Raw genomic sequence first — 13149 nt, 5'->3', positions numbered from 1 at the left:
ACGGCCGAATAATCCTCACACGGAGTGCGCAATGCAGACCCTGTACCCGCAGATCAAACCCTACGCCCGGCACGATCTGGCCGTGGAAGCGCCGCATGTGCTGTATGTCGACGAAAGCGGCTCGCCAGAAGGTCTGCCGGTGGTATTCATCCACGGTGGCCCGGGGGCTGGCTGCGACGCCCAGAGCCGTTGCTACTTCGACCCGACGCTGTATCGCATCATCACCTTCGACCAGCGCGGCTGTGGCCGCTCCACGCCGCATGCGAGCCTGGAGAACAACACCACCTGGCACCTGGTCGAGGACCTGGAGCATATCCGCGAGCACCTCGGCATAGACAAGTGGGTGCTGTTCGGCGGCTCTTGGGGCTCTACCCTGGCCCTGGCCTACGCCCAGACCCACCCTGAGCGGGTGCATGGCCTGATCCTGCGCGGCATCTTCCTGTGCCGTCCCCAGGAGATCCACTGGTTCTACCAGGAGGGCGCCAGCCGGCTGTTCCCCGACTACTGGCAGGACTATATCGCGCCAATCCCGCCGGAAGAGCGCGGCGACCTGGTTGCGGCCTTCCACAAGCGCCTGACTGGCAACGACCAGATCGCCCAGATGCACGCCGCCAAGGCCTGGTCCACCTGGGAAGGCCGCACTGCCACCCTGCGCCCCAATCCGCTGGTGGTCGACCGCTTCTCCGAGCCGCAACGCGCCTTGTCGATCGCCCGCATCGAATGCCACTACTTCATGAACAACGCGTTCCTCGAGCCGGACCAGCTGATCCGCGACCTGCCGAAGATTGCCCACCTGCCGGCGGTGATCGTGCACGGTCGTTACGACGTGATCTGCCCGCTGGACAATGCCTGGGCGCTGCACCAGGCCTGGCCGAACAGTGAGCTGAAGGTGATTCGCGATGCCGGCCACGCGGCTTCCGAGCCCGGCATCACCGATGCCCTGGTGCGTGCTGCCGACCAGATGGCCCGACGCTTGCTCGACCTGCCGCTGGAAGAAGCATGAGGGGCCTGCTGCAGCGCGTGCGTGGCGCACGGGTCGAGGTGGCTGGGGAAATCGTCGGCGCCATCGACCAGGGGTTGCTGGTGCTGGTGGCGGTCGAACCCGGGGATTCGCCCGAGCATGCCGACAAGCTCTTGCACAAGCTGTTGAACTACCGGGTATTCAGCGATGAGCAGGGCAAGATGAACCTGTCGCTGAAAGATGTTGGCGGCGGGCTGTTGCTGGTTTCCCAGTTCACCCTGGCGGCGGATACCCGCAATGGCATGCGTCCGAGCTTCTCGACGGCGGCGCCACCGGCCCTCGGTGCCGAGTTGTTCGACTATCTTTTGCAGCAGGCCAAGGCCCGGCATGGCGACGTGGCGAGCGGGCAATTCGGCGCGGACATGCAAGTACACTTGGTCAATGATGGCCCCGTAACATTTATGTTACAAATATGAGGTCGAAAAACCCCCTGTTCACAGGAAAACAAGGGGTTTTGTACGATAAATAGTTGTTCCAGCCTGATGCGTTGTAACGCGACCTGCTGGATAATCGCGCGCTGCATGGACCTGCGTTCGCAGGTTCGTTTCACTTTGACTCGAGCATTGTCTGGATCCGTTTGGGGAATCATTACGCCCTCACGGGGTCCGAACAGTGCTCGCCAACCCGGCATTTGTCGCTGGCCGTTGGTTTCATGATCTGTTTTCGGCGAGGGTTGCTCGTGATTGTTAGTCCACAAAAAGCATCAAGAATCCCCGGCAACGGGCTGCGCAAGGCTCTGATGGCCAGTGTGGCACTGGTCGGCCTGATGAGCGCGGGCCAGCTGTGGGCATTCAATCTTGACGATGTTGCAGCCAAGGCAAAGGATCTGGCCGGCCAGAAGTACGAAGCCCCAAAAAGCAACCTGCCGGCAGTGTTCCGCGACATGAAGTTCGCGGATTACCAGAAAATCCACTTCCTGCAGGAAAAGGCCGAGTGGGCCAAGGACAAGACCCCCTTCAAGCTGTCGTTCTATCACCAGGGCATGCACTTCGACACGCCGGTGAAGATCAACCAGGTCACCGCCACCAAGGTCGAGGAAATCAAGTACGACCCGAGCCGCTTCGAGTTCGGTGACGTGCCGCACGACCCGGAAACCACCAAGAACCTGGGTTACGCTGGTTTCCGCGTGCTGTATCCGATCAACAAGGCCGACAAGCAGGACGAGATCATGACCCTGCTTGGCGCCAGCTATTTCCGTGTGGTCGGCAAGGGCCACGTGTACGGCCTGTCGGCGCGTGGCCTGGCCATCGACACCGCGCTGCCGTCGGGCGAGGAATTCCCGCGCTTCACCGAGTTCTGGGTGGAGAAGCCCAAGCCGACCGACAAGCACCTGGTGATCTACGCGCTGCTCGATTCGCCGCGCTCCACCGGCGCCTACAAGCTGACCCTGCGCCCTGGCAACGACACCGTGGTCGACGTGCAGTCCCGCGTGTTCCTGCGTGATCACGTCAGCCGCCTGGGCATCGCCCCGTTGACCAGCATGTACCTGTTCGGCCCCAACCAGCCGTCCAAGGTCCTCAACTATCGCCCGGCCCTGCATGACTCCGAAGGCCTGTCGATCCATGCTGGCAATGGCGAGTGGCTGTGGCGCCCGCTGAACAACCCGAAACACCTTGCCGTGAGCAACTTCAGCGTCGAGAACCCGCGCGGGTTCGGCCTGATGCAGCGCCAGCGCGCCTTCAGCGACTACGAAGACCTCGACGACAACTACCAGAAGCGTCCGAGCGCCTGGATCGAGCCGAAGGGTGACTGGGGCAAGGGTACCGTCGACCTGGTGGAAATCCCGACCGCCGACGAAACCAACGACAACATCGTGGCGTTCTGGAGCCCGGAGAAGCTGCCTGAGCCAGGCAAGCCGTTCGAGTACGCCTACCGCCTGCACTGGACCATCGACGAGCCGAAGTTCCAGGCCCCCGAGCTGGGCTGGGTCAAGCAGACCCTGCGCTCGACCGGTGACGTCAAGCAATCCAACCTGATTCGTCAGCCTGACGGCAGCGTGGCCTTCCTGGTCGACTTCGCCGGCCCGGCGCTGGCGGCCTTGCCGGAAGACACCGCCGTGCGCAGCCAGATCAGCGTCGGCGACAACGCCGAGGTGGTCGAGAACAACCTGCGCTATAACCCTGAGACCAAGGGCTGGCGCCTGACCCTGCGGCTGAAGGTCAAGGAAGCCAACAAGTCGACCGAAATGCGTGCCGCGCTGGTGCGTGACGTGCCGGTCGAAACCACCAAGCCTGCCGCGGAAGCCAAGCAGGACAAGGCCGCAGCCAAGCATGCCAAGGCCGACAAAGCCGCCAAGGCCGAACAACCTGCCGCCGATGCGGCGCCCACCAACGGGACCCCGGCCACCACCGAGAAGGTGCTGACCGAGACCTGGAGCTATCAGTTGCCTGCCGATGAGTAACTCAAGCGCAAGGCCGGAATCGCTGCGCGAATACCTGGCCCACCTACCACTGAGCGACGAGCAACGGGCGGAACTCGCCAGCTGCACGTCCTTCAGTGAGCTGCACCAACGCCTGGCGGCCAACCCGGCCGCCAGCTCTGCCGAGGCCGTGCAGGCCTCGGTGGGCCCGCGCCTGACCGTAGGCAGCGCCGCCGAGCTGGAAGACGCCGAAATGCTCGGCGTCGACGGCAGCGGCCGCCTGTGCCTGAAGATCGCCCCGCCGATCAAGCGCACCAAGGTAGTGCCCGAGCCGTGGCGTACCAACGTGCTGATCCGCATGTGGCGGCGCATGACCGGCCGTGCCAATGCGCCGCAGCCGCCCAAGCGCGAGCTGCCGCCGGCACGCTGGCGCACGGTCGGTTCGATCCGCCGTTACATCCTGTTGGCGCTGATGATCGGCCAGACCATCGTCGCCGGCTGGTACATGAAGGGTATCCTGCCGTACCAGGGCTGGTCGTTCGTGGACTTCGACGAAGTCGCCAACCAGCCGCTGTGGGACACCGTGGTGCAGGTATGGCCGTATGCCCTGCAAACCTCCATCCTGGTTCTGTTCGGCATCCTGTTCTGCTGGGTGTCGGCAGGGTTCTGGACCGCACTGATGGGCTTCCTCGAGTTGCTCACCGGGCGTGACAAATACAAGATCTCGGGGAGCAGCGCCGGTAATGAGCCGATCGCGCCCGAGGCGCGCACTGCGCTGGTGATGCCGATCTGCAACGAAGACGTACCGCGGGTGTTCGCCGGCCTGCGTGCGACGTTCGAGTCGGTAGCCGCCAGCGGCAACCTCGACCGTTTCGACTTCTTCGTGCTCAGCGACACCAACGACACCGACATCGCCGTGGCCGAGCAACAGGCCTGGCTCGACGTGTGCCGCGAAACCAAAGGCTTCGGCCGTATCTTCTACCGCCGCCGTCGGCGTCGGGTGAAGCGCAAGAGCGGCAACCTCGACGACTTCTGCCGTCGCTGGGGTGGCGAGTACAAGTACATGGTCGTGCTCGACGCCGACAGCGTCATGAGCGGCGAGTGCCTGAGCAGCCTGGTGCGCCTGATGGAGGCCAACCCGGACGCCGGCATCATCCAGACCGGGCCGAAAGCCTCCGGCATGGACACCCTGTACGCGCGCCTGCAGCAGTTCGCCACCCGCGTGTATGGCCCGCTGTTCACCGCCGGCCTGCACTTCTGGCAGCTGGGCGAGTCGCACTATTGGGGCCACAACGCGATCATCCGCATGAAGCCGTTCATCGAGCACTGCGCCCTGGCGCCGTTGCCGGGCAAGGGGGCGTTCGCCGGTGCGATCCTGTCCCACGACTTCGTCGAGGCCGCGTTGATGCGCCGCGCCGGTTGGGGCGTGTGGATCGCCTACGACCTGCCGGGCAGCTACGAAGAATTGCCGCCGAACCTGCTCGACGAGCTCAAGCGTGACCGCCGCTGGTGCCACGGCAACCTGATGAACTTCCGCCTGTTCCTGGTCAAGGGCATGCACCCGGTGCACCGCGCGGTGTTCCTCACCGGGGTCATGTCGTACCTGTCGGCGCCGTTGTGGTTCCTGTTCCTGGTGCTGTCGACCGCGCTGTTGGCGACCAACACGTTGATGGAGCCGCAGTACTTCATCGAGCCGTACCAGCTCTACCCGCTGTGGCCGCAGTGGCATCCGGAGAAGGCCGTGGCGCTGTTCTCCACCACCATCGTGCTGCTGTTCCTGCCCAAGCTGCTCAGCGTCATCCTGATCTGGGCCAAGGGCGCGACCGAGTTCGGTGGGCGGATCAAGGTCACCCTGTCGATGCTGATGGAGATGCTGTTCTCCATGCTGCTGGCGCCGGTGCGCATGATCTTCCATACCCGCTTCGTGCTGGCCGCGTTCCTCGGCTGGGCGGCGACCTGGAACTCGCCGCAGCGTGACGACGACTCCACGCCCTGGAGCGAAGCCGTGCGCCGGCATGGCCCACAGACCTTGCTGGGGATTGCCTGGGCGGCGCTGGTGGCCTGGCTGAACCCGAGCTTCCTGTGGTGGCTGGCGCCCATCGTCGGTTCGCTGGTGCTGTCGATCCCGGTTTCGGTGATTTCCAGCCGCACTCGCCTGGGCCTGGCGGCCAAGGACGAGAAGCTGTTCCTCATCCCCGAGGAATACGCCACCCCGCAGGAGCTGCTGGCGACCGACCAGTACACCCACGAAAACCGCTGGCATGCCCTGCATGATGGCTTCGTGCGCGCTGTGGTCGACCCGCGGCAGAACGCCCTGGCCTGCGCCATGGCCACGGCCCGTCACGGCCAGGCGGCACCGATCGAGGCGCTGCGTGCCGAGCGTGTGGCCAAGGCGATGGAGGTCGGGCCGAAGGGGCTGGACCTCAACACCCGCCTGGCCCTGCTCAGCGACCCGGTGGCGCTGAGCCGCCTGCACGAACAGGTGTGGGCGGAGCACAATGCGGCGTGGATCGATGTGTGGCGTGCATCGATAAAGAACGACCCGCATTCGCCGCTGTTGCCGCTGCATCCGGAGAATGAAGGCCAGCCGGCACTCGTCGGCGCCTGATCGGGCCTCTTCGCGGGCACGTCGGATCGCCGCACCGCCGCTCCCACAGGTACAGCGCATGCCTCAACGGCTGTGCAGTACCTGTGGGAGCGGCGGTGCGGCGATCCGACGTGCCCGCGAAGCTTTTAGGGCCTTGCCTCGATTTTGGCCAACAAAGTCCCCCCCAGCTCTAGGTCCCCGGGCCGCCATGCGTTAGCATCCCTCTCCGATATGCCGCATCGGCCAGTACGGCCGTGCCAACAATAAGATTCGCTACTTTTCTTGTTAGGGGACCTGGTGATGATCAAGAAATACCTTTCGCGACTGCTGGTCGGTGTCACCGCCCTGGTCGCGGTGACTGCGGCCCAGGCGGGGGCCATCGATGACGCGGTCAAGCGCGGCACCCTGCGGGTGGGCATGGACCCGACCTACATGCCGTTCCAGATGACCAACAAGCGTGGCGAGATCATCGGCTTCGAGGTCGACATCCTCAAAGCCATGGCCAAGTCCATGGGCGTCAAGTTCGAGCCGGTCTCCACCGCCTATGACGGCATCATCCCGGCCCTGCTGACCGACAAGTTCGACATGATCGGCAGCGGCATGACCCTGACCCAGGAACGCAACCTGCGCCTGAACTTCAGCGAACCCTTCATCGTGGTCGGCCAGACCCTGCTGATCCGCAAGGAGCTGGCGGGCGAGATCAAGTCGTACAAGGACCTGAACAACGAAAAGTACCGCCTGACTTCCAAGCTGGGCACCACCGGTGAAATGGTCGCCAAGAAGCTGATCGGCAAAGCCAAGTACCATGGCTACGACAACGAGCAGGAAGCGGTAATGGACGTGGTCAACGGCAAGGCTGATGCCTTCGTCTACGACGCGCCTTACAACGTCGTCGCCGTGGACAAGGCCGGTGCCGGCAAGCTGCTGTTCCTCGAAGAACCCTTCACCTACGAGCCGCTGGCCTTCGGCCTGAAGAAAGGCGACTACGACAGCATCAACTTCATCAACAACTTCCTGCACCAGATCAAGCACGACGGGACCTACGATCGTATTCACGACAAGTGGTTCAAGAACAAGGACTGGCTGAAGGAAATGGAATAAGGCCCAGGCCACAAGCCCGGCTTTATGACCCCGACGCGCAGGCAAACCCTGCGCGTTCGCATTTACGGAAGTACCCCACGTGATCAAACACAAGAAAGCCCAGTGGCCCTGGCATGGCCTGACCGCTCTGGTCCTGGTGGGCCTGGCGTTCAGCCTGTACCTGGCCACCTCGATGATTTCCTACGAGTGGCGCTGGAACCGCGTACCGCAGTACTTCGCCTACAAGGCCGAGGAAGCCCAGCGCGCCGCCGGTTACGGTACCGTGCAGGAGATCGTCATCTCAGGTGACAGCGCTCGCGTCACGCTGAAGGACGAGAACGGTGACGAGCAGGTGCTCGACGTGGCCAAGGACAGCCTGCAACTGGCCCGTGGCGATGATGTCGCCGAAGGAGACCAGGTTGGCGTTACCCGCCACTGGGCCGCCGGCCCACTGGCCTGGGGCCTGTGGACCACCCTGTGGATTTCGGTGGTGTCCGGTGCCCTGGGCCTGGTCATCGGCCTGTTCGCCGGCCTTTGCCGGCTGTCCAGCAACCCGACCTTGCGTGACCTGTCGACGGTCTATGTCGAACTGGTGCGCGGTACTCCGCTGCTGGTCCAGATCTTCATCTTCTACTTCTTCATCGGCACCGTGCTCAACCTGTCCCGCGAGTTTGCCGGGGTGGCCGCGCTGGCGCTGTTCACGGGCGCCTACGTGGCCGAGATCGTGCGTGCCGGTGTGCAGTCCATCGCCAAGGGCCAGAACGAAGCCGCCCGCTCGCTGGGCCTGAATGCGGGCCAGTCGATGCGCCATGTGATCCTGCCGCAGGCGTTCAAGCGTGTGCTGCCGCCGTTGGCCGGCCAGTTCATCAGCCTGGTCAAGGACACCTCGCTGGTCTCGGTGATCGCCATCACCGAACTGACCAAGAGTGGCCGCGAGGCCATCACCACTTCGTTCTCGACCTTCGAGATCTGGTTCTGCGTGGCAGGCCTGTACCTGCTGATCAACCTGCCGCTGTCGCACCTGGCCAGCCGGCTCGAGCGGAGGCTTGCGCAAAGTGATTGAAGTCCGTGACCTGCTGAAAGTCTTCGACACCCGTGGCCACGTGGTCCGCGCTGTGGATAACGTCACCACCCAGGTCGCCAAGGGCGAAGTGGTGGTGGTGCTCGGCCCGTCGGGTTCGGGCAAGTCGACCTTCCTGCGTTGCCTCAACGGCCTGGAGCATTTCGACCAGGGCCATGTGGCCATCGACGGCCTGCAACTGGCCGACCCGAAGACCGACATCAACGCCTACCGCCGCGAAGTCGGCATGGTGTTCCAGCACTTCAACCTGTTCCCGCACATGACCGTGCTGGAAAACCTGTGCCTGGCGCAGAAGGTGGTGCGCAAGCGCAACAAGGCCGAGCGCGAGGCCAAGGCCCGGGCGCTGCTGGAGAAAGTCGGCATTGCGCAGAAGGCCAACGAATACCCGTCACGCCTGTCCGGCGGCCAGCAGCAGCGGGTGGCGATTGCCCGTGCCCTGGCCATGGACCCGAAAGTGATGCTGTTCGACGAGCCGACCTCGGCGCTGGATCCGGAAATGGTCGGCGAGGTGCTGGACGTGATGAAGACCCTCGCCCAGGAAGGCATGACCATGGTCTGCGTCACCCATGAAATGGGCTTTGCCCGCGAAGTGGCGGACCGCGTGCTGTTCTTCGACCATGGCAAGTTGCTGGAAGACTCGCCGCCAGCGGCATTCTTCGCAGCGCCGAAGGACCCACGCGCGCAGGCCTTCCTGCGCCAGGTGCTGTAACCACCGGGGCGCTTTGCGCACCTTTCGCGGCACAAGGCCGCTCCTACCGGGAAAAGCGCGCGACCCCAGGGGAAATCGCGATCACCTGCAGGAGCGGCCTTGCGTCGCGAAAGGGCTGCAAGGCAGCCCCGGCAATCTCAAATGCTGAACCGCCTCACCATCCCCCGCAGCTGTTGCCCCAACTGCTCCAGCTCGCCGCTCGAAGCCGCCGTCTGTTCACTGGCCGCGCTGGTCTGATCCGACACGTCCCGCACATTCAGCACACTACGGTTGATCTGCTCGGCAACCACGCTCTGTTCTTCACTGGCCGTGGCGATCTGCTGGTTCATGCCCTGGATGCTCGACACCGTGTCGGTGATCTGGCTCAACGCATGCCCGGCCCGGCGGCTCAGTTCCACGCTTTGCTCGGTCAGGCTCTTGCTGTTGTCCAGTAGTCGGGTCACTTCGTCGGTGCCATTGTGCAAGCTGTCGATCAGTTGGCCAATTTCTTCGGTCGCGGTCGACGTGCGCTGGGCCAGGCCACGGACTTCATCGGCCACCACGGCAAAGCCGCGCCCGGCCTCACCGGCCCGCGCCGCTTCGATCGCTGCGTTCAGGGCCAGCAGGTTGGTCTGTTCGGACACCGACTTGATCACATCGAGGATGCTGCCGATGCGCTGGCTTTCGCCGGCCAGGTGCTGCATTGCCGCCAGGCAGTGGTCCATCTGCCCGGCCAGCTGTTCGATCCGGCCGATGGCCTCGGCCACCACCTGGTCGCCCATCTGCGCCTGCTGGTCGGCATTGGTCGCAGCCAGCGAGGCCTGTTCGGCGTTCTGCGCGACTTCCTGCACCGTGGCGCTCATCTGGTTCATGGCGGTGGCCACCTGGTCGGTTTCCTCGCGCTGCTGGTTGATGCGCAGCTTGGTATCCTCGCTGCTGGTGGCCAGCTCCGAGGCCGCCTGTGACAGTTGGCCGACACCCTGGTCGATACCGCCGATCAGCTCGCGCAGGCTCAAGGTCATGTCGCGCATGCTGCTTTGCAGCTGGCCCATCTCGTCACGGCGCTGCACGGCTTCGACCTGGCTCAGGTCGCCCTTGGCAATGCGCGCGGCTACGGCCAGGGTCTGGCGCAGCGGCTGGGTAATCTGCAAGGTGATCAGCCAGCCGGCCACGACACCCACCAGCAGCGCCAGCAATGCCACGCTGGTCAGCAGCGAGCGGGCGGCCAGGGCTTCGCTGTCGCGTTGCTCGACCTTGCGCTTGCCCAGTTCCAGGCTTACGGCACGCAATTCGTCGCCCATGGTTTCCAGGTTGTTCTGCAGCTGCTCGACGCGCACGGCGGCGCGGCGGTACTGGTCCAGGCTGGCCCGGTACTTGGCCAGTTCGGCCCCAGGCTGTTCGCTCAGGGCGCGGGGCAAGCCCAGCGGGGCAAGGCCCCTGAGCAGTTGTTCAAGGCTGCTGTCAGCGGCATCGAGGGCGCTGTTTCCTACCTTGGCGAAGTCCTCGACGGGAGAAAAGGTGTAGGCCGGCACCAGGCTCTGCTGGTTGGCACCGTCGATATGCCGGCTTACGGTGTCCATCAGGCCGAGTACGCCTCTTTGCTGGCTATCGGTACCCATCCTCAGCAAGGCCTGGGTCTGCAGTTCGTCGATCGCATCGTTGAGTTTCTGCTCCTGGGCCTGCATGGCCTGGCGCAGGGCAATACGGTCAGCGACGCTGCGTTGCAGTTCGCTGAAATCGTCACGCAGGCGCTGCAGCAAGGCCAGCTTTTCGCTGAGTATCTGCCGTGATTCGTCGACGTTGCTGCGTTGCTGCAGGGTGGTCAGCCTGTCGTTCAGCTGATCGAGAATGCTGATTATCCGCGATCGGCTGGTGTCGTCGTTGAGGACTCGGTAGGTGATGCGCTCTGCGCGCAGGTCCTTGGTCAGGTCGTTGATCAGGCCGATCTCGCTGAGTTGCTGCGAGCGCACGATAGCGCCATCCAGCGCGCGCCAGCCGCTGATCGTAGTGGCCAGGGTAAGCAGCAGCACCACGGCAAAGCCGAGGGCCAGCTTGGCACCGACACTGATGTTGCCGAGCTTGCGGTTGAGGTAGCCGAGCATGGTGAGTCTCCGTGCAGTTGGGGGAGGGGGCCGGCGCATTGCCAGCATCACACCCCTGCCAATCGGCAGCGGAGTTGTAGGACTTGACCTGATAATCAGGTAGGAAATTTCACTTCAGCAAGTAGGAATGATGTGCCTGTGCTGGCCCCTTCGCGGGTAGACCCGCTCCCACCGGTACTGCACTGCCCTTGAGAGCGGTGGTATCCCTGTGGCAGCGGGTTTATCCGCGCAGAGGCCAGCACAGGCAGCCCATGGTTCAGGTCAGAGCCTGAACCGCCCCACCAAGCCCTGCAGGTGGGTACCCAGGCGCGCCAGCTCCACGCTCGAGCTGGCCGTCTCTTCACTGGCCGCCGAGGTCTGGTCGGAAATGTCCCGCACATTCATCACGCTGCGGTTGATCTCCTCGGCTACGGCCGTCTGTTCTTCCGCCGCCGTAGCGATCTGCTGGTTCATCGCCTGGATCGACGACACCGTCCGGGTGATGGTTTCCAGCGAGCTGCCGGCGCGGCGGGTCAGTTCGACGCTGCTGTCGGTCAACTGGCGGCTGCTGTCCATCACGCTGGCCACGCGCTGGGTGCCGCTTTGCAGGCCGGCGATCAGCTCTTCGATTTCTTCGGTGGATTGCTGGGTTCGCTGGGCCAGGCTGCGTACTTCATCGGCAACCACGGCAAAGCCACGCCCGGCCTCGCCGGCACGGGCCGCCTCGATCGCCGCGTTGAGGGCCAGCAGGTTGGTTTGCTGGGCCACCGACTTGATGACATCGAGCACGCTGCCGATCTTGTCGCTCTCGGCCTTGAGCTGGTTCATCGCTTCGCTGGAATTGATCACTTCACCCGCCAGGCGCTCGATCTGCGCCACCGCCTCGCCCACCACGCGGTCACCTTCGCGGGCCTGCTGGTCGGCCATCAACGCGGCTTCCGAGGCCTGCTCGGCATTGCGTGCCACTTCGTGCACGGTGGCGGTCATCTGGTTCATCGCGGTCGCCACCTGATCGGTTTCGACCTTCTGGTTGTTGACCCCGGCGCTGGTCTGTTCGGTCACCGCCGACAGCTCCTCGGCAGCGCTGGCGATCTGCGTGACACCGTCGCCGATACCGCTGATCAGTTCGCGCAGGCCCTGGGTCATGCGCTGCATGCTGGCTTGCAACTGGCCGAGTTCGTCGCGGCGCTGGACCTGCTGCTGCTGGGTCAGGTCGCCACTGGCCACACGTTCGGCGGCGTGCAGGGTCTGGCGCAGCGGGATGATGATCTGCCGGGAAATGCTCCAGGCCGCCAGCAAGCCCAGGGCCAAGGCCAGCGCAGTGGCCAATGCCAGCAGGCGCTTGGCCTGGGCGGCGCCGGCATCGCGTACCTCGGTCTGCGAAGCGGTCATCGCCTGGCTGGTCTGCAGCAGCACCGTGCCGTGCTCAACCATGCTCTGCAGAGCATGCTCAGTGGCGGCCTGGGCATCGCCAAACTGGGTAAGCGCGTCGCGGTAGCCGGCCATGGCGGTGGCGGCATCGTCGAGGCTGGCAGCATGTTCTGCAGGTACCTTGGCCGGCAGCGCACGCAGCTCAGCCAGGGCCTGGTCAATCGCTTTCAATGCCGTTTGCTGGAAGTCGGCGTTGCCGCTGTAGGTGTAGCCGCGCACCTGGAAGCGCGCCTGCTGCAGCAATGCGCTCACTTCCACTGCATGCTGGTACTGGCTGATATCGCCGCCCTGTTGCAGCGCCCGTTGCACTTTGCCGACCAGTTCCGTCGCCTTGTCGGCGGTGTCGCCAAGCACACCGCGGCTGGCCTCGCGGCGCTGGCCGGCCTGCTTCAGCTCGCTGAACGCCTGCTGGTAGCCGCGCACGGCCTCACGCTGTTGCTCCAGCCGCTGGCGGTCGGCAGGTTGCTCGATCTGCGTGAGCATCAGTTGCACCTGGCGGTCGAGATTGCCCAAGGCTTTTTCCAGCTCTGCCACCGAGGCGTCGTCACGCTGGCGTTGGTATTGCTGGCGGGCGATGCGCAGTTCCTGGGTATATTGCTGGATGAGCGAGATGTTACCCAGCTTGTCGCCACGGTTGACGATGCTGTCCATGCCGTACCAGCCAGTCAGGGTAATGGCCAGGGTCAATAGCAGCACGAGGCCGAACCCCAGCCCCAGTTTGCGACTGACGCTCACGTTGCCCAACGATTGGGCGATCCATTGATACATGTGAAACTCCCTGGCCGGCTTGGCAGCACGATATCTGTTGTTGTTGCCAAGGC

9 protein-coding genes and 1 pseudogene are annotated in these 13149 nt (G+C 64.2%); 7 read left to right on the top strand and 3 right to left on the bottom strand.

Features of this window, described 5'->3' with window-relative positions; translation table 11 throughout:
* Positions 1-31 precede the first annotated feature (31 nt).
* The 7 genes from pip to HG549_RS23560 all read left to right on the top strand — a co-directional run bounded on the left by pip (position 32) and on the right by HG549_RS23560 (position 8837).
* A complete protein-coding gene (gene pip / locus HG549_RS23590) occupies positions 32-1003 on the top strand; it encodes a prolyl aminopeptidase (protein WP_170033242.1) in 972 nt (323 codons plus the stop codon).
* A complete protein-coding gene (gene dtd, locus HG549_RS23585; RefSeq protein ID WP_170033240.1) occupies positions 1000-1437 on the top strand; it encodes a D-aminoacyl-tRNA deacylase in 438 nt (145 codons plus the stop codon). Before pip ends, dtd begins: the two co-directional genes overlap by 4 nt.
* Positions 1438-1700: 263 nt before the next feature.
* Complete coding sequence (locus HG549_RS23580) at positions 1701-3422, top strand: glucan biosynthesis protein G (RefSeq protein WP_218576019.1); 1722 nt, start codon at positions 1701-1703, stop codon at positions 3420-3422.
* Positions 3415-5988 (top strand): glucans biosynthesis glucosyltransferase MdoH, encoded by a 2574-nt coding sequence (gene mdoH / locus HG549_RS23575; RefSeq protein WP_170033236.1) that lies wholly within the window; start codon positions 3415-3417, stop codon positions 5986-5988. Before HG549_RS23580 ends, mdoH begins: the two co-directional genes overlap by 8 nt.
* Before the next feature lie 282 nt (positions 5989-6270).
* Positions 6271-7068, top strand: a complete 798-nt coding sequence (locus tag HG549_RS23570) for a transporter substrate-binding domain-containing protein (RefSeq protein ID WP_170034319.1) — start codon at positions 6271-6273, stop codon at positions 7066-7068.
* 79 nt (positions 7069-7147) lie between these two features.
* Complete coding sequence (locus tag HG549_RS23565; protein ID WP_170033234.1) at positions 7148-8110, top strand: amino acid ABC transporter permease; 963 nt, start codon at positions 7148-7150, stop codon at positions 8108-8110.
* Positions 8103-8837 carry an amino acid ABC transporter ATP-binding protein gene (locus HG549_RS23560; RefSeq protein WP_170034317.1) on the top strand — a complete coding sequence of 245 codons (735 nt, stop codon included), beginning with the start codon at positions 8103-8105 and terminating at the stop codon, positions 8835-8837. The genes HG549_RS23565 and HG549_RS23560 overlap by 8 nt, the downstream gene beginning before the upstream one ends.
* Before the next feature lie 137 nt (positions 8838-8974).
* Here the strand turns inward: HG549_RS23560 and HG549_RS26410 are convergent, their stop codons facing one another.
* From HG549_RS26410 to HG549_RS23550, 3 genes and pseudogenes are all read right to left on the bottom strand, one after another.
* A complete protein-coding gene (locus HG549_RS26410; RefSeq protein ID WP_372241586.1) occupies positions 8975-9679 on the bottom strand; it encodes a methyl-accepting chemotaxis protein in 705 nt (234 codons plus the stop codon).
* Positions 9680-9877: 198 nt separating this feature from the next.
* Positions 9878-10918: pseudogene (locus HG549_RS26405) on the bottom strand (methyl-accepting chemotaxis protein); the annotation flags it as partial.
* A gap of 261 nt (positions 10919-11179) precedes the next feature.
* Entirely contained in the window at positions 11180-13096 is a 1917-nt protein-coding gene (locus HG549_RS23550) for a methyl-accepting chemotaxis protein (protein WP_170033230.1), read from the bottom strand.
* Between the last annotated feature and the right edge of the window lie 53 nt (positions 13097-13149).

It is taken from the genome of Pseudomonas sp. SK (assembly GCF_012975065.1).
In the GTDB taxonomy this organism is placed as follows: domain Bacteria; phylum Pseudomonadota; class Gammaproteobacteria; order Pseudomonadales; family Pseudomonadaceae; genus Aquipseudomonas; species Aquipseudomonas anuradhapurensis.
This window is presented reverse-complemented; position numbering and strand designations above follow the sequence as displayed.